Origin of the sequence: Bacillus sp. DX3.1, from assembly GCF_030292155.1 — a bacterium.
Classification (GTDB): domain Bacteria; phylum Bacillota; class Bacilli; order Bacillales; family Bacillaceae_G; genus Bacillus_A.
This window is the reverse complement of sequence record NZ_CP128159.1, coordinates 23,653-45,145: the sequence shown is the minus strand read 5'-3', so window position 1 is coordinate 45,145 and position 21,493 is coordinate 23,653. Positions and strand designations below refer to the sequence as shown.

The following is a 21,493-nucleotide window of genomic DNA, read 5'->3' as shown; positions in this document are numbered from 1 at the left end:
AGTGATTTGTTTGAAAAATAAATTTAAAGATCTTTATTTATGCTCGTTTGCATTTATTACAATGGGTTTTATTGAAATAATTTTCAATCATATTGAAGCTAATTTTTCAGAAGGATATTATTGGGGTCATTTAAATGTACTTGTAGGAGCAATGATTTTAATTTTCGCTATAGTTTCTCAAACTAAATATAATACTAATCACAAACAGTTAGAAAGAGAGCTATCAAAGGAATATGATGAAAGAGATGATTTAATAGAAGGAAAAGCTGCACAATTTACCATAAGTATTTTAATGGTTATGATTTTAATTATGATGTTTCTTTCAAAATGGGTTACAATTCCAACAAATAATGGGCTATTTCTCATAATAATATGTTGCCTAATTACTAACATATTAGCTAAAAAATATTATAATTCTTTTCTTTAATTAGGAGATTTCTATGAAAAATAGAATAAAAGAGTTGCGTTTAAAACATGGAATAACACAACAAGAATTAGCTGATAAAGTATTTGTATCTTCACGAACGATTATTTCGTTAGAAAAACAACAATATAATCCATCTGTTTTACTAGCATATAGAATATCTGTGGTTTTTAACCTATCAATTGAAGAAGCTTTTATATTTGAAGAAGATGACTAATAGTAATATACAAATACAATTGATGAGAAAAATTTAAACAATACAGTAAAATACAAATAATGAATAGAGGTAAATATATTATGGCTTTAAAACTATTTATTATACTTTTTGGAGTAGTCTTAGTATTATGGGGGAGATATAGAATGAAAACGGATGATGCATTTGTAGGAAAAACTCAAACAAGAAAAAACATTTTCAATCTCTTAATTTTTGGAGAGGCGTCTGGACTCGGACAATTATTAGGTGGAATATTGTGTATAATTTTAGGGATTTTATCTTTTATTATTAAGTAATTGATAAAATTAGGTTCTGGTGCAAAAACGATTACGTAGATAATCCAACATGAATGTTATATTTTTATGTAAATGAGTTGTTCGGGAATTAGTATAAAAATCCATATTTTTATACTTTGTAAAGATTGAATGTTCGTAATTAATCTCATATTTTTGTGTGTATTTTGACAGCATTCGAGGTTTGCACCAGAGCCCTTAAATCCCAACATAGAACGCACACGTTTCTTGATAAAACGATGATCTTGTTCCACTATATTATTAAGATATCTAACTTGTCTTAGTTGTATGCCTTCGGGCATATGGCTCTCTTTTTTCAACTCTTGCATCGCTACAGGGTAGGCAGGGTTCTTATCTACTGTTATCACACGAGGTTTAGAAACATACGAAAAAGCCAAGGCTTTCTTGAAAAAGCGCTTGGCTGCTTGTTTATCTCTTGATTTACTAAGATAAAAATCAATGGTGTTCCCTTCGGAATCTACAGCACGATATAAATACATCCATTGACCTTTTACTTTGATATAGGTTTCATCAACTCTCCATGAGTCATTTGTTGATTTAAGATGATATCGTACTTTCTCTTCTAATTGAGGCCCATATTGATGAACCCAACGCATAATGGTTGTGTGAGCGATTGATACTCCTCGTTCTTCCATCATTTCCACCAGGTTACGAAAGCTTAAATTGTACCGCAGGTACCATCTTACTGTTAATAAGATTAGTTCAGGCTGATGGTGTTTCCACTTGAATAAGTTTTGCTTTTCCATACTAATCACGTCCTTTTTTAAAGTACTAGTATCAGTATGTCCAAGTTTCGAAGATTCGTTACATGAGCCTTATAGTTTTTGCACCAGAACCAAATATCTCATCTTGTCGTGCTTCTACTCATTTTTTCTAAAATGTAACGTGGTTTAGAGAACTTTGCAACAGAACCGAAATCCTTTCCTTGATATTATTAGTCTCAGAGACTCTCAATAACACTTATCAAAAATACATGCAAAAAGAGGGGTAAAAATGGTCTATGGATACGCTCGTGTAAGTGCACAAGATCAAAATCTAGATACACAGATCGAACAGCTCATGAAATATGGAGTAGATGAAATTATAAAAGAGAAAATAAGTGGAGTAACAAAACAAAAGCCAGAGTTAGACACTATACTTTCAAAACTAACTACTGGGGATACTTTGGTCGTAACTAGAATGGATCGTTTAGGTCGAAATACCATTCAGCTATTACAATTAGTAGAACAACTTCGGGAAAAGGATGTTCACTTTGCGATTTTAAATTTAGGAATAGATACTAGAACTCCAACAGGAAAATTCTTTTTAACTGTCATGGCTGCCTTTAGTGAACTAGATCGAGAAATGATTAGAGAAAAACAACGTGCGGGAATAAAGTTAGCGAAACAAAAAGGAGTGTATAGAGGAAGATTGAAGAAATACACGGATAAGCACCCAGGTATGAATCATGCGATTGAATTAAGGAAGCATACCAAAAAAACTGTTAAGGAAATATGCCAAATTACAGGAGTGAGTCAGGCCGCTCTGTATCGTAGATTAAAAGAACTTGAATAAAGTTCTTTTTTTATTTGTAATTAAATCCCAGAGTGGCCCCTCATACCCAGAATCGTTTCCGTACCCCTGATAGCGATGTGGCGGTACCCCTTACCAAAAAATGTTTTCAATATAACATAATCGTGATTTATGTATTTATTTACTTTATTTGGATATGCACAATTACATAAAATTATGTATGATTTCGTCTAAAAAAGTCTTTCCATGTCGATTCATGTAGATTAAACTTTAAATATAATGATTTTATGTTTTTGCTTCACCCTCTTCATAGGAGAAATGAAGGGTTGTTGTCATAGACGAAATTCAACAGAATAATTTATCAGACGGGGAGAAAATGATCGTATGTATCCAAAATTCATTGATAAAATAGCGTTTTCGAAGGCGCATAAAGATTTATTAATAAAACTGTATAATAAAGAAATTTCAAGAAGCGAGTATAATCAATTGGTAGATGCTTTTTATCGTCCACAACAAAAATAAATATGAAGTACGTGTGTATTGTTTTATGTCTTTTATAGCAACAAAGTTCGTTTTTATCATTTTTGTGGCGGTACCCCTTTAAGAGAAAAATTAAGCAGTTAGCCTTTGCTAACCGCTCTTTTATTAGAAATATTTACCTGTTGATATTACGTTATTATGATGAATATTTACATAATAATCTTTATATTTAGAAAGGAATAAAAAATGAAAAAATTCGCATCAACACTATGTATAGCTGGAGTGACTTTAACTATTTTAGGAGTATCTCCTCAAAGTAGCTATGCTCATCTCGATCAAATTGATTTAACTGAGAATGATCCTATTACTGCAGGATGGTCTGCAGAAGCTCCGTATCATTCTGATAAAAGTACACATTTATGGATTGCAAAACAAGCTATTGAAATTATGAAAACAGAATCTAATGTTGAAACAAATAAGCAGGCTGTGGACTTCTTAAATTATCCGCAATATAAAGATCTATTTTCTAAAGGATTATATGATGCAGATTATAATGCAGAGTTTAACGATGGTGGAACAGGAATAGGCGGCGTTTTTAAAGGCGGATGGAAATCTCATTTTTATGATCCTGATACTAAAGAAAATTATAGAGGAGAAACAAATCCAACGGCTCTTACACAAGGCAAGAAATACTTTTATGAATCTGGAGAACATTTACGAAATAAAGACTATGAAAAAGCTTTCTATTACTTAGGAGTAGCCACGCACTACTTTACAGATGCTACCCAACCTATGCATGCAGCAAATTTTACCGCAATTGATACGAGAGCTATAAAATATCATAGCTACTTTGAAAATTATGTTACAACCATTCAAGATCAATTTGCAGTCAATACTGGAGGGAATTATAACGACTCTCTATCCACACCTGAAGAATGGATTGATTATGCAGCCCGAGTAGCTAAACCTGAAATCCAAAATATTACTAATGATAAAACATTTAAGTATTATAATAGTGGTAAGGCGCAATTGTGGCAAGAAATGGTTACCCCAGCTGTGCAGCGAAGCTTAGGAGAAGCTCAGCGCAATACAGCAGGTTTCTTAAATCTTTGGTTTAAAACTTTTACTGAAAATGTGAAAGCTCCAAGTATAGAGACTGCATTAATCTATGATATAGAAGGTAACGTCATAGAAGCAGGGAAAAACTATTATATCGTACCAAGTGAATCTCCTTATCAAGGTCTAACATTTGAATGGTATGTAGCAAACCGTTACGATTATGTCTCACTTGCAAATAAAGAAAACAATGCTTTATCTGGTACACCTATAGAATTTGAATTCTACAAAGAAAATGATGCAAAGCTACACCACGGGGAGAGTATATATCTTCGCATGAAGCACTCAAATTACGATCAATTTCAATATTTAAATTGGTCTAATTATTCTAGTTGGATTCACCTTGCTCAAAAATCTGATAGTTTAGCTGACTTTAAAATTAAAATTAACCCGGATAATCCTACAGAATATAATATTTTTACAGATGACTATCCATTAAATTATGAAAATATAAATGCAGAGAAAAATTGGATCGTACTAGGTGAAAAAAAACAAAAACCTAGCTCATGGAAGTTTATACCTGTTAGATAACCTAAAAAGAAAAACACTCGTTCTTAATCAGAACGAGTGTTTTTTGGGGTTCAGCCGAGATACATGTAATTTTGGGTCATAGGCTGTATTTTATTTCCATTATCAGGTTTTGATGTAACAAAAGGGTGTTTTACTAATAATGTTACGAATTATTTTTGATACAGTATTTTGTTACAGCTAGTTCAACGGTTGGGATATTTCATATTTTCAAATACAAAACGTAACAAAAACGAACGTTTATGTTACAAATATCACCGAAAAACACATGTTGGTAAATAATGTATGGTTGTGACCTAGTTTTACACGTATCTCGGCTGAACCCCGAATAGAGGAACGTGAAATTTGGATTCCATATGGGGAAGTAAAGAGATATTATTTAAGTAAAATCGGTAAATGGTTTCGAAAAATCGAAAGCGAATGGGAAGCACAAACATCTAATAATGAAGAGCAGAAAACATTAGAAAAAAAGAACCTTTAAAATTAAGGTTCTTTTTTCATTTTCCTAATCCTACAGAAAATGATCGAGAAAAGCAACGGAAAATCATTAAATATAATCATTTAGTTGCAAATTGCCTCATTTTTTATAATGTATTTTCTTTATCTCGTATTCTTCATAATTACATACAAAGTGGGTGTGAATATGATGAAGAATTAATATCGTATTTAAGCCCTTATATAACCGTACATGTAAATCGTTTTGGAGAATATCGTATTGATTCTAACCGAAAAACACCCCAACTCCCGTTTGATGTAGTAATTAGGTAAGCGTAAAGCCATCGTTAAAGAAGGTAAGACGCAAAAGAAGCGTACTGTATACCTAGACTCCATTTTGGTCGAACTTTTTCAAAATGGAGTTTTTGATGTTTGTTCTTGAATAAGGATTAGCTAGTTCCTTATAATCAAACCTTATTACAATGCTACATGAATCGATAACATAGAATAACAAACAAAGATATACATAATGAAATTAGTATCTATTAAAAATACATAATATATAATACTTGGTATATCTATAATTTATGCAATTATGCATATCCAAATAAAGGGAACTTTTATACAGAATGTGATTAAATTATTTTACTACTATTTAAGCAGAATTAAACTATTTCTTTGTAGATTAAAATAGTTGTTTTTTCACCAGATATATTAAGTTATAACTATTATAATCACTTAAATGCAATTAAAAAGTAATTATAATAGTATAACATTTCCACCTACACTAATATGTAATAATTGAATTGTTGAATATAATCGACAAAATTCTACTATTTACGCATTAAAATATTAATGTTTTAATAAAGGTGTAATTGGTATGACCACTAAAAGGAGAGGAAATCAAGCTAATAAAAGTTGAGGGGAATTGTCAGTAACATCATGCTAAAATAATTATCTAAATATTCAATCTTTATAGGCGTGGTGTGGAGATCATCTAGAATCTCAAAAGTATCATATCTGTAAAAATAGCATTCTAAGTTTCTACATAACAAAAGTGATTTTGTTTTATTCAGAAGTAATAGTATAAGCAATGTACAGTATAATTTCAGCTTTTGTAATCTTGTAGAGATAATGAAAAGAAGAGGGGAAATAACATGAAACGTATGAAAAAAGTAATCCCAGCAGCATTTGTGTTAAGTTCAGCTTTATTTGTAGCACCAGGATTTTCTTCAGCAGATACAAATGTAGGAAATCTTCCAGTAGTAATTAGCGCTCAAGAAGGACAAGCACCTATGTCAGCCGAGCAAGTTGCTCAAAATGGTACGCAACTTCCATATATTCCTACGGGTCCTTATGAAGAATTCCCTGGTCAATGGCATGTTTCTACAGAAGATGGAAAAATTATTGATTATGTATATGTAGATGTTGTTGCACAACAAGATAATATATCAATGAGTGATATTATTAAGTTTTCAGGTTACAAGTATGTAAAACCTGATGGTACTTGGATTAAAGATGGTGAAAAATATGCACCATCTGGGAATAAAGGAGATGTGCTATATTCAATAGCAATTCCTAAAACAGATCCAATAGTAGCAGATACAAAATTACAAAAAAAGCTAGATTGGAAATTAATTGATTCAAATGTAGTAGATAAAAATTCAGGTTATCACTGGAGCAAAGCTGTTACAAGTGGTATTTCTCATAATATATCTGTAGGTTTATCTCAAACAATTGGGATGGAAGTAGGTATTGCAGGTTTTGTTAATATGTCAGCTTCATTAACTTGGAGTTTTGGTTATCAACATACAATTTCGGAAGAAAGTACAGTTACGAAGACATTTGATTTTAATCCAAAACCTGATTATGCATATGATCAATATAGAACTGCATTATATCAACAAGTAGCTAACTATTCAGTTATTCCAGGAGCAGGATTACAAAAATGGATGTCTGATAGAACTGCAGAAGATATGTTCAATAAAATGTCTAACATTTTTGGAAAAGGAAATACCGTAGAATATAAAGTGAAAAAATCAGTTGATTATCCAGTAGATGTTTTAGTTGCTCTTACTTCGAAATAATAAAAAAGCTAGCATTTTGCTAGCTTTTTTATTATTTCACCTATATATCAATTACAAATATAATTTAAGAGTGTGAAAAATAGATTTTGTTGATGGGGTAGCACGCATATTTTAATGTTTTTATACTCTAAGGGATTCTCAAAACTCAATAACACAATTTGAATTGTGATTTTGATTTAAAGATGAGTTTTGAGACACTATTTAAGCTATTTTCAGCACTTTTTATATTGAAGTTCCTTTGTCTCAAATACCTACGTTTTTGAGATTAAATGCTTCGCTTAGAGTAGTAAAATCAACGTTTTTTGATGTCGAAAATTGCTTAGCATATATTTTCGTTAAAATGTGGACGGTACGCCTTTCATACAAATATTCCTCCTTACTATATTTAAAAGGAGGAAATGTAAGGAGAGAAGAAGATGCAAAAAATTTTTTTAGCAAATTTAGTAGCATTTGCAATACTAACGAGTATGTATTTTGAACATAACGAAGTCGCAACGAATTTTAAAGAAGAAACTGAAGAGGTGGATTTAATGTCTATCTTGCCATTTGAGTATTAACAAAAAAACAATCACTAATGATAAACATAATGCCTCAATAATGAATGTTTTTTTTAAAAAAATTCTCCCTAAAATATATTATTTATTTAATTATAACAATTATAGGTTTTGTTTTCCTAGTGTTGTTCAGATTCGAAAAAGGAGAAACGTCAAGTAACTCCCAAATATACAATAAAGGTTGGTTTTAGAGTTGCTTGACGTTTGCTTCACTTCTTTTCGGTACTTTGCAACTAGGCCTAGTGACAGTATAGCTGTTCTTAGCCGCCATAAAATGTCCGTGAAATGGTAATTAATCATATAAATACAGAATTTAATAACACTTTAAAAATACCATCCCAATTAGGTAAATCCTATTGATACATAATGAAAACATCATTTAAATGGCTTCTCAATGTCTCAAAAGGCTTGTATCAAAATGCTTATCGTTGTAAATACGCATTTTCCTAACGCTACCCTAATTACAGGTTTGAGTCAGGCCGCCCTGTATCGTAGATTAAAAGAACTTGAATAAAGTTCTTTTTTAATTTGTAATTAAATCCCAGAGTGGCCCCTCATACCCAGAATCATTTCCATACCCCAACAAGAAATAGGAAAATTCACTAAAAATATGAATAATACGAAAATTTAATATATGCAATTTTGCATTAATGACTACAAGAATATGTTTTTTTTGTATACTCCCTAATAAGATGCATCTTTATTATACGTAGTATTAAGAGGAGAGATAGAAATGAAGAAATCCGTCGTTACATTACTAGCAACCGGAATGGTTTTAGGTGCTCCATTTTCAAGTGCCTTTGCAGCAGAACAAGTATCGCAACAAGAAGCTTTGAACAAAATGGAAGTCGTTCAAAAACAGTGGAATGATGAACAAGGAAATCCATCCTTCCTTTCAGGGGAATTATCTGATGGAAAAGTGGATTCAGAAAAAGCAGTAAAAGCGTTCCTTGAAGAAAATAAAGAATTATTTAAAATCAACCCACAAACTGACTTAACACTGAAAGAAGTAAAGTCAGATGATTTAGGAATGAAACATTATGTGTACATTCAATCTATTAATAAAGTTCCAGTTGATGGAGCACGTTTCATTGTTCATACAAATCGTGATGGAAAAGTAACAACAGTAAACGGAGACGTACATCCCGCTGCTGCTGACCGTTTGAAAGAAAATACAAAGGCAAAGATCTCAAATGAAACTGCCCTTTCAAATGCATGGAAACATATTAATCTAGCAAAAAAAGATACATTTGTAGAAACAAGTGGAACTCAGCTAGAACAAATTAAAGAAACCGCAAAATCTACAAATGAAAAGGCAGATTTAGTTGTTTATGAAAAAGACGGGAATTATTACTTAACTTATAAAGTACAATTACAATTCATTAAACCTTATGGAGCAAACTGGAAAATCTATGTAAACGCAGAAGATGGAACAATTGTAGATTCATATAATGCAGTTACAGATGCGGACACTCCGCAAAAAGGCTATGGCATCGGCGTATTTGGGGATCGAAAAAACCTGAATACAACTTATAGTAGTCAATCTGGAAATTACTATTTAAAAGACACAACAAAGCCGATGAATGGTGGCTTTATTGAGACAGCTACAGTTAATCATACCTCTGATTACGAGAATATAAAAAATTACTATCTATTTGATACAGATAATGCTTGGGTAGATAAGAACCAAGCTCCTGCAGTTGATGCTCATTTTAATGCAGGAAAAGTATATGATTATTATAAAAATGTTCATAACCGTAACAGTTTTGATGGAAAAGGTGCAACGATTCGTTCTGGAATCAATTTCGGAACCAACTACAATAATGCATTCTGGAATGGACAACAAATGATTTATGGTGATGGCGATGGTGTTGAATTCACACCGCTGTCAGGTTCTCTTGATGTTGTTGCACACGAACTAACACATGCGGTAACTGAAAAGTCAGCTGAGCTTGAATACCTAAATCAATCCGGGGCACTAAATGAATCTTTTTCTGATGTATTTGGATATTTCGTTGATCCAGCCAACTGGGATTTAGGAGAAGATGTATATACGCCTGGAGTTAAAGGAGATGCACTTCGCAGCTTATCAAATCCTGAAAAGTATGGCCAACCTACTCATATGAATGATTATCAATATTTACCACCAACAGAAGAAGGAGACAATGGCGGCGTACATATCAATAGCGGTATTCCAAATAAAGCTGCTTATTTAACAATTAATGCTATTGGTAAAGAAAAAGCAGAAAAAATCTATTACCGTGCTTTAACAACGTACCTTACACCAACAAGTGATTTCAGCAAGGCACGTGCTGCTTTATTACAATCTACTGTTGATTACTACGGTGTTAACAGTACGACATATCAAGCTGTACAAAAAGCTTGGAATGACGTAGGAGTAAAATAATAGTTTCATTGATAGAAAAATGTAAAAGGAAACACTTGCTAGGAGTATCTGGCGAGGGTGTCCTTTTTCACTGTATTAGGGATGGTTTTGGTGCAAGAAATCTAGTAAACTTGGACATACTGATACTAGTAGGGGTACAGCCGAGATATACACGTATCTCGGCTGTACCCGTGTTAAAGTCTCGTAAAAAAAGTGATAGGTCGGCAATATAATCGGTTCTGGTGCAAAAAATCTCTTAAACTTGGACATACTGATATTACTACTCTACAAAAGGTGTGTGATCAGTATGGAAAAGGAAAATGTATTCAAATGGAAGCATTACCAGCCTGAGATTATCCTTCTTACAGTGAGATGGTACCTACGGTATAATCTCAGCTTTCGTGATTTGGTGGAAATGATGGAGGAACGGGGCTTATCCATTTCTCATACAACGATTATGCGTTGGGTTCATCAGTATGGTCCTGAATTGGACAAACGAATTCGTCGTCACCTCAAGCAAACAAATGACTCGTGGAGAGTCGATGAAACATATATCAAAGTAAAAGGTCAATGGATGTACCTGTACCGTGCTGTCGATTCGAAAGGAAACACAATCGATTTTTATCTAAGTAAATCAAGAGATAAACAAGCAGCCAAGCGCTTTTTCAAGAAAGCCTTGGCTTTTTCATACGTGTCTAAACCTCGTGTGATAACAGTAGATAAGAACCCTGCCTATCCTGTAGCGATGCAAGAGTTGAAAGAAGAGAACCATATGCCTGAAGGCATACAACTAAGGCAAGTTAGATATCTTAATAATATAGTGGAACAAGATCATCGTTTTATCAAGAAGCGTGTGCGTTCTATGTTGGGATTTAAGTCGTATAAAACAGCAACTTCTATATTGAGTGGTGTGGAGGTCATGCATATGATAAAAAAAGGACAGATTGATCTACGGAATCAGTCTGTCCAAAATCAAAAAGAGTTCATTCACCAAGTGTTTGGACTTATAGCATAAAATACGATTCCGCTAGGAATCTACTATTATTCGTGTTCTTCTTCAAATATTTGCACCAGAACCGATTCTCTTATAAAAGCTTTACAATTTTTATTGCTAAATGAAAATCGAAGAGTAGAACACCTTCCTACTAATCTTGATTTATCATTCGCAAACGAGCAATGGAGGCAAACTCTTCGAGTTGGAAAGGATTCTAATTTATTGTATCGTAAACGTCTTGAAATCTGTATATTTTCCTATTTAGCTTCCGAATTAAAGACAGGTGACGTAAGTGTACAAGGTTCTGAAAAATACGCCGATTATAGGAAACAGTTATTACCTTGGGAAGAGTGCGAACCGCTAGTTAAGGAGTATTGTAAAGAACTTAATTTCCCTTCATTTCCTACTCATTTTGTTAAACAACTGAAACACAAGTTAACTTCTGTCGCCAATACGGTAGATTTAAATTATCCGAATAATGGCCAGGTGATTATAACAGAAGATGGAGAACTTATTTTAAAACGATTGGCACGAAGAGATGTGTCTACAAGTAGTAAATTGTTAGAAAAAGAAATTATACAACGTTTACCAGAACGAACCGTATTAGATATACATTTGTAATGTAGAACATTGGACTCATTGGACAAGACATTTTGGTCCTTTATCCGGATCTGATCCTAAATTAGAAAATCCAACGGAACGTTACATTGTTACTACATTTGGATATGGATGTAATTTAGGACCAACACAAACAGCCAAACATATGCGTAATACGATTACAGCTCACAGGCTTTCTTTTGTTAATCGTAGACATATTCATATTCCGAAATTAAATGCGGCACTTCAGGATGTTTTGAATCAATATAATACATTTAGTTTACCAAAACTATGGGGGACGGGAAAAGTAGCTTCAGCTGATGGAACAAAACATGATATGTATATAGAAAATTTAGTATCAGAATACCACATTCGTTATGGCGGATATGGAGGGCTTGCCTATCATCATGTTGCGGATAATTATATCGCTCTTTTTAGTCATTTTATCCCCTGTGGTGTTTGGGAAGCGGTATATATTATTGATGGGCTATTAAAAAATAAATCTGATATTCAACCAGATACTCTTCATGCGGATACACAAGGACAATCGACACCTGTATTTGCCTTATCCGGTTCTGGTGCAAAAACTATAAGGCTCATGTAACGAATCTTCGAAACTTGGACATACTGATACTAGTACTTTAAAAAAGGACGTGATTAGTATGGAAAAGCAAAACTTATTCAAGTGGAAACACTATCAGCCTGAACTAATCTTATTAACAGTAAGATGGTACCTGCGGTACAATTTAAGCTTTCGTAACCTGGTGGAAATGATGGAAGAACGAGGAGTATCAATCGCTCACACAACCATTATGCGTTGGGTTCATCAATATGGGCCTCAATTAGAAGAGAAAGTACGATATCATCTTAAATCAACAAATGACTCATGGAGAGTTGATGAAACCTATATCAAAGTAAAAGGTCAATGGATGTATTTATATCGTGCTGTAGATTCCGAAGGGAACACCATTGATTTTTATCTTAGTAAATCAAGAGATAAACAAGCAGCCAAGCGCTTTTTCAAGAAAGCCTTGGCTTTTTCGTATGTTTCTAAACCTCGCGTGATAACAGTAGATAAGAACCCCGCTTATCCTGTAGCAATTCGAGCGTTGAAAGAAGAAAAGCATATGCCTGAAGGCATAGAGCTAAGGCAAGTTAGATATCTCAATAACATAGTGGAACAAGATCATCGCTTTATTAAGAAACGTGTTCGTTCTATGTTAGGGTTCAAGTCTTTTGGCACAGCTACATCCATTCTTGCAGGAGTGGAAGCTATGCATATGATTAAAAAAGAACAGATTGATTTACGGGATCAGTCTGTCCAAAACCAGAAAGAATTCATCCATCGATTGTTTGGGCTTACAGCATAAAATAGAATTCCGCTAGAAATATATGAGCTATAGTCTCTTTTATTTTATCTTTGCACCAGAACCAATTTTAAAAATAAAGATGAAGCGCCAACATATCGCGGAAAACATACGTTAAGACAAATGAAAATTAATGAATAACATGCTGAAAACAGCTTTCAATCTATCTCAAAACTCATCTCTACATCAAAACCTCATTGAAATAAGTAATATTGAGTTTTTAGAATTTCTTAGCGTATAAAAATCTTTAAATGTGCGTGCTACCGCAAAGAAAATAGAATTTCAAAACTATAATGTTGACTGGTTGTTGTGTATTGTTTTTAAAAATAATACGGTACGTGAAATTATTTTGTATTATAATGAAAAAGCTCCCTGGAATCTAAATCCTATGGGAGCTCCCTGAAGTTCTTCGACTCAATACTACTGTAACAAGCTTTCTCCAAATATAAAGAGCATTATGATCCAAAACCAAACAATCAAGCTGAGTGTATTCTTGAATCCTCCCCACAAAGAAAATATTTCCTCTTTCACTTCTAACACCCTTCTACTTATTTTTTGGCTCTCCAAACCATTCATACATTGCCTGACGGCTTATGATCCATTCCTTGCGCTTTCCTTCAGGGTGCAAAAAGGGGTAGCACCAACATTTCGCGGATTTCGTACGTTTAGATGAACCGACAAATAGGTTTGATTCACTAGTTTGTCTTAGAAACCTTATAGTTATTGACCTTAAAGTTGGACTAACCAGTACAAAAAAGTCTCTAAAATGGTCGTTTTGGGTACTTTCCTTAATTCTTTGTAGGTTTAAATTAAAGCTCGATCAAAAACATGTATTAGAAACATATAATTTTCCTTATTTAATTAACAGCGGATAGGTGTCTGCAAATAAATTATATCAATCAGAAGTTGTCTACAAAGAAATATGTGATTCTAAAATTGTTGCGGAACTAGCCGTTGCATACCGAAAGACGAATATAAACCCAGAGTTACAAGAGTTTTTGAAAATAGCGAAAGGCAAGGCGATGAACACATTTACAAAATGACGAGAAAAATGACAAAACTGTAAGAATGCACGAATGTTTGTAAGAAAGTTCGATGTTTTCCTTTTTCTTTTTTTATTATAGTGAAAAAGAAGAAAGAAGAAGGAGATGTCATACTCATGGTGATACCTATTTTTATGAAAGTAAAAAAAGCGTGGGAGGGGAAGGAAGATGACGTTTTCTCAGCTCGCGTTTAAAAACGTTAGTCGAAATATACGTACGTATGCCGCTTATTTTTTAAGTGAAAACGTCATGTTAGAGGAAGAAACAGTACATTCACATAGTTAAGAAGTAGTTAAGTCCCATTTAAACCTTTTTTCCCATAATAAAATTATAAGCGTACAAGAAGGTTGGTATTTTTAGATGAGTACAATAATCAAAACTATTCATGTAATGAAGGTATATGGCAATCAGTTAAACACCTTACTATAAAGGAGGGATTTGAAAATGTCTTTTTCTCAATTCAATATTGATATTTTTCGAGCAATTAATGATTTAGGTAAACAATATTCATTCCTAAACTCAGCCATGGTATTTTTGGCAGAATATATGGTATATATTTTTGGTTTAATTATTATAGCTTATTGGTTTACCGGGTCCAGAAAAAGTAGGATGATGGTTATTCAAGCGATGGTTGCTTTTGTGATTGCTGAGGTGATTGGAAAAATAGCAGGGAAATTTCATTTGAATTATCAACCGTTTGCAGTATTGCCTGATGTTAATAAACTTGTCGACCATGCTGTAGATAATTCATTTCCTAGTGACCATACGATTCTCTTTTTTTCGATTTGTTTTTCGTTTTGGCTTGTTCGTAAAAAGACTGGATGGTTATGGCTTATACTTGCATTTTGTGTAGCGATCTCTCGTATTTGGGTAGGGGTTCATTATCCTTTTGATGTTGCAATAGGGGCTTTAATAGGATGTGTTTCAGCGTTATTTTCGTATTGGTTAGTACCGAAATTTTCTTTTATCAAGCAATTGCTTACTCTATATGAAAGAGTAGAGAAACATGTTTTACCATCCAAAAACAAATCAAAGGGATTTTGAGTATACAAGTATAAAAGTTAGCGTGAAAGATACAGATGCTGACGACCTATATATGGAATGTATTCATGTTGCAGCTGTTCTGACACGTACAAGTTATCAACAATCTTTATGTTGAAAGAATCATAGCGTACGAAATTCGCGTTTTGTTGGTACTACCCCATCGCCATCAAGTTAAGAAAAGCAAATACCCCCATAACGAGAAAATTGGCATCTCCAGGTAAAAATGTACAATTTTTTTGTAAGCGTCAAATTCCATTACCTTTAGAAGCATTACTACTAAACATTCATCAATGATCTTCTGGTGCGTGAATAGAATATAAAAAAGGAAATCGAAATGATTTCCTTTTTCACTTTGTAAGCTGTAAAGCTTCCATATAATCATCCCTTTTCTCAAGGGTCTTTTTCGCTTCTTCAGCAGTTAATACATAATCTACTGCAATATTTTGTAATAAACCCTTATTAGCATTTGGCAGCTGAATCGTTATGTCTTCCACACTACTCTTATTATTTTCAATTGTTTTATTAAATTCCTGAATACTATTTGCAAGCTCCGCTAATTTTTCCATATGTGCAGGATTGTTTAAATCCAAAAAAATATTACTTCTAAAAACTGCCGTAGCATAAAACTTCGGATGTTTCTTTGCTAATTCTTTCTCATACTTTTTATCGAAAACAACTTCTCCCGTCTGCACTTGGTCAAGCGTAAATATATTGTTATTCCCTTTTCCTTCATAATATGTATTGAATTTTTCTTGTAAATCGTTCGCTTCTTTTTTTATTTTATAGTTATCATTATTTACTTTTGGAGAGATTCGTCCATGAAAATATAATTGAAATTGCAAATATGGTTCATCTACTTGCTGTACAGAAGCTATTCGCGTGTCTGGGCCCAGCCAATTCTTATTTTGGTCAGGTATTTCAACTTGATTTAGTTTAACAGAAATACCATACTCCGATTTTGTATAATTTTGTGCTTTTTGTTCAATTTCTTTATTCGATATATCACATGATGTTAATAGTAATAAACTAGACATTATGCTACATGTTATTTTCATATTTCATCTCCTTTTATTTCTACTTCATCATACACGAATACTATTATGGGCTTATAAAATAAATAGATATTCTAAATCCGTAATTGTTTTTTCCTTCATTTTGATTGATTAGGAAATTTGCTGCTAAAAATACTAGAATTGTCTTATTTATATTTGTGACTAGTTGTTGCTTGTGAAAATATCTTAGTATGAAATAAATAACTATTAAAATTGGTGTAGTAAGTAATACTCCTAAATATCCCCATGCATCTTCAATAAACCAAGGGAAAAAGCGCATACGTGAAGTAAAGATAAATAGATTTAGTATGATAGTTCCTACTAATATACTGTTTAATATAATGACTTTCTTATTTTTCTCCATTGTAATTTCTTCTCTAAAATTTAATTACTCGTTAGTTAATTCGTGAAAACGATTTATAACATCTTCCTCTTCAAACGTGCTATACCACCTATAATCACTATCATCTAAAATACGAAAATGTTGACTAATCACATTTTGTTGTACTCGAAATTTTCCTTTTTTCGCAATCTCATTCCAAAACATTTTTCCGCCTAATGTTTTTACTTTTGGCGTATTCATACCATCGTGGGCTAGTGTTTCGATTACCTCAAAAGATTCTTCTCCTAAAATGTGTTTTAAGATTTGACTATCCTTAAATAAGGCACAAACTGCGACAGCATTCGTCCAACTAATTAATGTTCTTTCTTTTTCAACTTGAACCAATGTCTTTTTCGAAATTCCTAGAACAGTGGCCATTTTTTCTTGAGAATATCCTTTTTCAAGACGAATCAGACGAACATTCTTAGAAATCAAATCAATTACAGTTTCTCTATTCAAATAACATCACTTCCATGAATTAGTGTTTAATTAAACTTATAGTGTAATATTACACTATAAGTTACCTTTTGAAAATAGGAAGCATATTGGGTCCCGCCACATTACTATCAAGCTAATAAAACAAAATTCCCCCTTAAATGAAAAAATACGCTATTCTTTCTATAGGAACATAGGAAAGGACGGCGTTTTTGATATGAATTTATCGATTTCTGACGAACTAGAATTGTTTTCTAAAGAGTTGCAACGATATATGTCACCTGATGCTTTAGAGCAATTAGCTAAAAATATAGGATTTGTGAAAAGAAAAAGTAAATACCGCGCACAAGATTTAGTGGCTCTATGTATTTGGTTAAGTCAAAACATAGCTCATACTTCATTGACACAATTATGTAGTCGATTAGAAGCTAACACAGGTATTTCTATGAGTCCAGAAGGACTCAATCAACGTTTTAATTCTCAGGCTGTTCAGTTTTTACAACAACTATTAGCACATTTACTTCATCAACAATTTTGTTCTTCTAGCAAGATTCCAACTTTGTATACAAACTATTTTCAGCGTATTCGTGTATTGGATTCTACACATTTTCAGGTTCCAGATAAATTTAATTCTACATTTCAAGGTTCAGGAGGGAGTGGCCAAAATGCTGGTGTAAAAATTCAACTAGAGTACGATTTACTTAGTGGTCAGTTTCTACATGTTCATGTAGGATCGGGAAAACACAATGATAAAACTTATGGTTCTACTTGCCTAACGTCTCTTCAACCACATGATGTATGTATACGTGATTTAGGATACTTTGATTTAAAAGACCTACATACTATAAGCGAGTGTGATGCTTATTATATTTCAAGATTAAAGCTCAATACACGTATTTATCAAAAGAATAAAGAGCCTGAATACTTTCAAAATGGAACAATAAAAAAGCACTCTGAATACATCCAATTAGATATGGAGCAATTCATTGACCAATTAAAGTCAGGTGAAACATATGAAATTCCTGAGATTTATATTGGAATGTATCAAAAGCTTCCTGCAAGACTTATTCTGTATAAATTAACTGAAACGCAAATGAAACGTAGACAAAAGGATTTAGCATCTAAAGAACATAAAAAGCAAATTACGTATAGGGAACGTAGTAAGCGGCTTAGTGCTATTAACTTTTACATTACAAATATTCCTTTGGAATATCTGCCAAAGGAACAAGTATATGATTTTTACTCCTTGCGATGGCAAATTGAACTTATCTTTAAAACATGGAAATCATTTTTTCGTATTCATCACTGTAATTCTGTGAAATTAGAACGACTAGAATGTCATTTATATGGACAATTAATTGGCATCCTTCTCTGTTCCTCCACCATGTTCCAAATGCGCCAATTACTCCTCATCAAGAAGAAACGAGAATTAAGCGAATATAAAGCGATTTATATCATAAAAGATTATTTCCCACTTATTTATCAATCCTTACAAAAAGACACCCAAGAATTAACAAAGATATTGTTTCGTCTGTTCAATCTCTTACAGAAAAACGGACGAAAATCCCATAGGTATGAGAAGAAAACAGTTTTTGATATCTTAGGCGTCGTATACCACTTTTCTATGTCTCATAATCATGTAGCGTAATCTAAAAAATGAAACCCAATAGGGTTTATTTGGTGTGCAAATCTTTAAAGAGCTTACACTGGATCTTTAGAAAAAAGAAAAAATCTCACGTGAAATTGAACTAATATAAGCTTAGCTTGATGGGCATGTGGTACTACCCCACATCCATCAACTTAAGGTATATTTTTATACAAAACGCGGTTTTTTCACGTAGTATTTTATTATCGTTTATAGATGTTATAAAAGTAGGCATATCAAATAAACCCTGACGGGTTTGAATTTTTTTACTATGCTACCTGATGAGTAGAAGTGGTATACTCATACACAACACCCAAAATATCAAAGACTGTCTTTTTCTCGTATCGATGAGATTTTCGTCCGTTGCGCTGTAGGAGGTTAAACAGACGAAGGAGAACCTTTGATAGCTCTTGGGTGTTTTTGTGTAATGCTTGGTAAAAAAGTGAAAAATAATCTTTAATTATGTACATCGCTTTATATTCACTTAGCTCTTTCTGTTTCTTACGTAACAGGAGTTCTCTCATCTTAAACATTGTAGAAGAACATAATAGGATACTAATGAGTTGTCCATAAAGATGACATTCTAATCGCTCTTGTTTAATAGATTTACAACGATGAATTTGAAACCAGGATTTCCATATTTTAAATAACAGTTCAATTTGCCAACGTAGTGAATATAAATCATAGATTTTCTCTTTTGGTACCCATTCCGTAGGAATGTTTGTCATATATACCGTAATTCCTTGTAAAAGTTTCGTACGCTCTGTATATGTAATTCCTTTTTTCTTTTCACGAATAGCTCGATCACGTAGGCGTTTTTGTTTTTGCTCCTCCGTACATTTATAAACCACAATGCGAGTAGGTAGTTTGTCTTTGCTCCCTACATATACATCATGTAATTCATACACTTGGCCAGGTTGTAATTGGTTCATGATGTCTTCCAAATGAATTTGTATATATACCGGCCTCAGTTGAGCGGGTTTTGTTTTAAACACGACTGTTTCGAATTCTTTTCTATATATCTTAGTTGGTAACTTAAGACGTGATAAATAATATCCTTGCTTATCTTGAATAGACTTAAAGTCTTGTAAACGAAAATATCCTAAGTCACGAATATATAGTTCATTCTTTTGTGCCATGCCTGTTCGAGTCGCACCATACGCCTGATCACTTCGTTTTCCTGGTTCAATTTTCACATCAGAAAATTCTCCACTCAACAAGTCATACTCTAGTTGAATTTTCACACCAGCTTTATGACTACATCCTCCGGCACCAGGATAAGTAGATACAAATCGATCCGGCACTTGAAATGTTGTAGAATCAAGGATAAGAATACGCTCAAAGTAAGCAGAAAGAGAATGAGAAATCTTAGATAATCCCCCAATTTTAGCTTGTAGAAGTGTAGTAAATACAGTTCGAAAGAAGGCTACAGAAGCCGAGTTAAATCGTCGATTAAGTCCCTCAGGACTTAATAAAATTCCTGTTGAAGTTTCTAATTGACTACAAAGTTGAGTAAGAGAGGTAGTAGCGATTTGTTGATTTAACCATACACATAAAGATAAAAAATGGTGCCCATGGCATTTCCGTTTTCGTTTCATTCCGCCTGCTTCTATAGCTAATTGATTAAGTGTAGCGGGAGACATATATCGATATAACTCTTCAGCAAATAAAGACAACTCTTGTTTTTGATGCATATTCATAAAAAGCACGTCATCCTTTCTCATTAACATAAGAGAATAGTAACGTGCTTTTAACTTCAAGAATAGTCTAAATCCTTAAGTTGATGGATGTGTGGTACTACCCCATCGCCATCAAGCTAATAAGAAGACACTACCCCAAAACGATAAAAATATATAATAAATTTTTCAATTTAATACAAATTTATTTTAGAATCCAATTGAGTGCCTCTCAATTTAAGCGAATTTTAAGTGTTAATATTTACCTGGTAATATTATAATTTATATATCGAAAATATATAAGAAACGGAGAATTATCATGCTGAATATAGATACTAATCGTTTAACTGATATTTGTTTAGAATATCAGCAGTCTAGATTTTATGTTACTAGAATACCTGAAGATTTCTTATCAATTGCAAAAAAACGTTTCTCTATACCAACGGATGATCGAATTATTGCTTTTTTAAGTTGCAATTTATTTGGCTCAGGAAAATATGGTGTTTATTTTACAAGTTCGGGTTTATATTGGGAAAATTGGTTATTAGGTAAAGGAAATATGAAATGGGATAAATTAAATGAAGTACAACAAATCGAAATTGATAAAGATGGTTTTTTATCTTTTGATGCACAAAAAAGTTTTAATATTAACTGCAGTGATTATCCACCGCAGTTATTTAAAGAATTACTTATAGCTCTTACAAATTCGTTCCATAATTCAAAGCAAAATGATATACATCCAGTTATAAAAATTGACGAGATAAAATCAACCTGCTCTTTGTTTGAGACGTACGATGAATTATTAGAACCTGATAATGGATTATTTGTAGACACTCATATTTCAGATAAAAAGCTAAAGGAAATTTGGGCACGATATATTGTTTCAAAAGAAGAAGAAATCATTGCTTTTTTAGATACCTCTGTCCTTGGTAATTTGAGTAAAGGATCGGATGGCGTATTAATTTGTCAATCGGGTATATATTTTAGAGAAACTTTTGTACACTTGTATTTTCCATGGCATATCTTTAGGAATATCCCTATTACATTGAATTCAAACGAGTTAGAAATCGGAAAAGGCAACATATTTCATCTTCAACATGCTAGAATGTCTAGTCAAGAGATTCTATTATTCATCAAAAATATAAAACAGCATGTTAATACGTTATATGAGGAAAATAAGTGTTCACCCAACACATAAGGATCTTAAT

General features: G+C 32.8%; 20 protein-coding genes and 4 pseudogenes. 18 read left to right on the top strand and 6 right to left on the bottom strand.

Features of this window, described 5'->3' with window-relative positions; all coding sequences use genetic code 11:
* The first annotated feature begins 10 nt into the window (after positions 1-10).
* The 3 genes from QRE67_RS26325 (at position 11) to QRE67_RS26315 (ending at position 934) form a co-directional block, all read left to right on the top strand.
* Entirely contained in the window at positions 11-427 is a 417-nt protein-coding gene (locus tag QRE67_RS26325; RefSeq protein ID WP_286125534.1) for a DUF2178 domain-containing protein, read from the top strand.
* 13 nt (positions 428-440) lie between these two features.
* Positions 441-641, top strand: a complete 201-nt coding sequence (locus QRE67_RS26320) for a helix-turn-helix transcriptional regulator (protein ID WP_286125533.1) — start codon at positions 441-443, stop codon at positions 639-641.
* 80 nt (positions 642-721) lie between these two features.
* Positions 722-934: a hypothetical protein gene (locus tag QRE67_RS26315; protein WP_286125532.1), complete on the top strand. Its 213-nt coding sequence runs from the start codon at positions 722-724 to the stop codon at positions 932-934.
* Positions 935-1,128: 194 nt separating this feature from the next.
* Here the strand turns inward: QRE67_RS26315 and QRE67_RS26310 are convergent.
* A pseudogene (locus tag QRE67_RS26310) lies at positions 1,129-1,698 on the bottom strand (IS6 family transposase); the annotation flags it as partial.
* A gap of 247 nt (positions 1,699-1,945) precedes the next feature.
* Here QRE67_RS26310 and QRE67_RS26305 point away from each other — a divergent pair.
* The 11 genes and pseudogenes from QRE67_RS26305 (at position 1,946) to QRE67_RS26250 (ending at position 13,011) form a co-directional block, all read left to right on the top strand.
* Positions 1,946-2,506: a recombinase family protein gene (locus QRE67_RS26305; protein WP_258248402.1), complete on the top strand. Its 561-nt coding sequence runs from the start codon at positions 1,946-1,948 to the stop codon at positions 2,504-2,506.
* A gap of 342 nt (positions 2,507-2,848) precedes the next feature.
* Entirely contained in the window at positions 2,849-2,986 is a 138-nt protein-coding gene (locus QRE67_RS26300) for a hypothetical protein (protein ID WP_286125530.1), read from the top strand.
* Positions 2,987-3,190: 204 nt separating this feature from the next.
* Positions 3,191-4,591, top strand: coding sequence for a zinc dependent phospholipase C family protein (locus tag QRE67_RS26295; RefSeq protein ID WP_286125529.1), 1,401 nt, complete (start codon positions 3,191-3,193; stop codon positions 4,589-4,591).
* Positions 4,592-4,913: 322 nt separating this feature from the next.
* Positions 4,914-5,069 (top strand): annotated as a pseudogene (locus tag QRE67_RS26290) (transposase); the annotation flags it as partial.
* Positions 5,048-5,356 (top strand): Tn3 family transposase, encoded by a 309-nt coding sequence (locus QRE67_RS26285; protein WP_286125567.1) that lies wholly within the window; start codon positions 5,048-5,050, stop codon positions 5,354-5,356. The pseudogene QRE67_RS26290 and the gene QRE67_RS26285, both read left to right, overlap by 22 nt.
* An 824-nt stretch (positions 5,357-6,180) precedes the next feature.
* Complete coding sequence (locus tag QRE67_RS28960) at positions 6,181-7,110, top strand: hypothetical protein (RefSeq protein WP_286125528.1); 930 nt, start codon at positions 6,181-6,183, stop codon at positions 7,108-7,110.
* Between the two features lie 416 nt (positions 7,111-7,526).
* On the top strand, positions 7,527-7,667 hold the full coding sequence (locus QRE67_RS26275; RefSeq protein ID WP_286125527.1) for a hypothetical protein: 141 nt from the start codon (positions 7,527-7,529) through the stop codon (positions 7,665-7,667).
* Between the two features lie 730 nt (positions 7,668-8,397).
* Positions 8,398-10,071, top strand: coding sequence for a M4 family metallopeptidase (locus QRE67_RS26270; protein WP_286125526.1), 1,674 nt, complete (start codon positions 8,398-8,400; stop codon positions 10,069-10,071).
* A gap of 286 nt (positions 10,072-10,357) precedes the next feature.
* On the top strand, positions 10,358-11,065 hold the full coding sequence (locus QRE67_RS26265; protein ID WP_286125525.1) for an IS6 family transposase: 708 nt from the start codon (positions 10,358-10,360) through the stop codon (positions 11,063-11,065).
* Between the two features lie 54 nt (positions 11,066-11,119).
* Positions 11,120-12,212 (top strand): annotated as a pseudogene (locus tag QRE67_RS28750) (Tn3 family transposase); the annotation flags it as partial.
* A 91-nt stretch (positions 12,213-12,303) separates the two neighbouring features.
* Positions 12,304-13,011 carry an IS6 family transposase gene (locus tag QRE67_RS26250; RefSeq protein ID WP_286125523.1) on the top strand — a complete coding sequence of 236 codons (708 nt, stop codon included), beginning with the start codon at positions 12,304-12,306 and terminating at the stop codon, positions 13,009-13,011.
* A gap of 541 nt (positions 13,012-13,552) precedes the next feature.
* On the opposite strand, the pseudogene QRE67_RS26245 reads toward QRE67_RS26250, so the two are convergent.
* Positions 13,553-13,639: pseudogene (locus QRE67_RS26245) on the bottom strand (DNA-binding protein); the annotation flags it as partial.
* Positions 13,640-13,883: 244 nt separating this feature from the next.
* Here QRE67_RS26245 and QRE67_RS26240 point away from each other — a divergent pair.
* A complete protein-coding gene (locus QRE67_RS26240) occupies positions 13,884-14,051 on the top strand; it encodes a type 2 periplasmic-binding domain-containing protein (RefSeq protein ID WP_033708081.1) in 168 nt (55 codons plus the stop codon).
* 444 nt (positions 14,052-14,495) lie between these two features.
* On the top strand, positions 14,496-15,095 hold the full coding sequence (locus QRE67_RS26235; protein WP_242274723.1) for an undecaprenyl-diphosphatase: 600 nt from the start codon (positions 14,496-14,498) through the stop codon (positions 15,093-15,095).
* Between the two features lie 347 nt (positions 15,096-15,442).
* Here the strand turns inward: QRE67_RS26235 and QRE67_RS26230 are convergent, their stop codons facing one another.
* From QRE67_RS26230 to QRE67_RS26220, 3 genes are read right to left on the bottom strand one after another with little or no spacing between them, the layout of a single operon-like run.
* Positions 15,443-16,150, bottom strand: a complete 708-nt coding sequence (locus tag QRE67_RS26230) for a hypothetical protein (protein ID WP_286125522.1) — start codon at positions 16,148-16,150, stop codon at positions 15,443-15,445.
* A gap of 43 nt (positions 16,151-16,193) precedes the next feature.
* On the bottom strand, positions 16,194-16,511 hold the full coding sequence (locus tag QRE67_RS26225; RefSeq protein WP_286125521.1) for a hypothetical protein: 318 nt from the start codon (positions 16,509-16,511) through the stop codon (positions 16,194-16,196).
* 24 nt (positions 16,512-16,535) lie between these two features.
* On the bottom strand, positions 16,536-16,988 hold the full coding sequence (locus tag QRE67_RS26220) for a helix-turn-helix transcriptional regulator (protein WP_286125520.1): 453 nt from the start codon (positions 16,986-16,988) through the stop codon (positions 16,536-16,538).
* Between the two features lie 193 nt (positions 16,989-17,181).
* Here QRE67_RS26220 and QRE67_RS26215 point away from each other — a divergent pair, with 193 nt between their 5' ends.
* Positions 17,182-18,612: an IS4 family transposase gene (locus QRE67_RS26215; RefSeq protein ID WP_286125519.1), complete on the top strand. Its 1,431-nt coding sequence runs from the start codon at positions 17,182-17,184 to the stop codon at positions 18,610-18,612.
* A 266-nt stretch (positions 18,613-18,878) separates the two neighbouring features.
* Here QRE67_RS26215 and QRE67_RS26210 read toward each other — a convergent pair whose 3' ends face one another.
* Positions 18,879-20,309: an IS4 family transposase gene (locus QRE67_RS26210; protein ID WP_286121019.1), complete on the bottom strand. Its 1,431-nt coding sequence runs from the start codon at positions 20,307-20,309 to the stop codon at positions 18,879-18,881.
* Between the two features lie 295 nt (positions 20,310-20,604).
* Here QRE67_RS26210 and QRE67_RS26205 point away from each other — a divergent pair, with 295 nt between their 5' ends.
* Positions 20,605-21,483 (top strand): hypothetical protein, encoded by an 879-nt coding sequence (locus tag QRE67_RS26205; RefSeq protein ID WP_286125518.1) that lies wholly within the window; start codon positions 20,605-20,607, stop codon positions 21,481-21,483.
* Positions 21,484-21,493 lie beyond the last annotated feature (10 nt).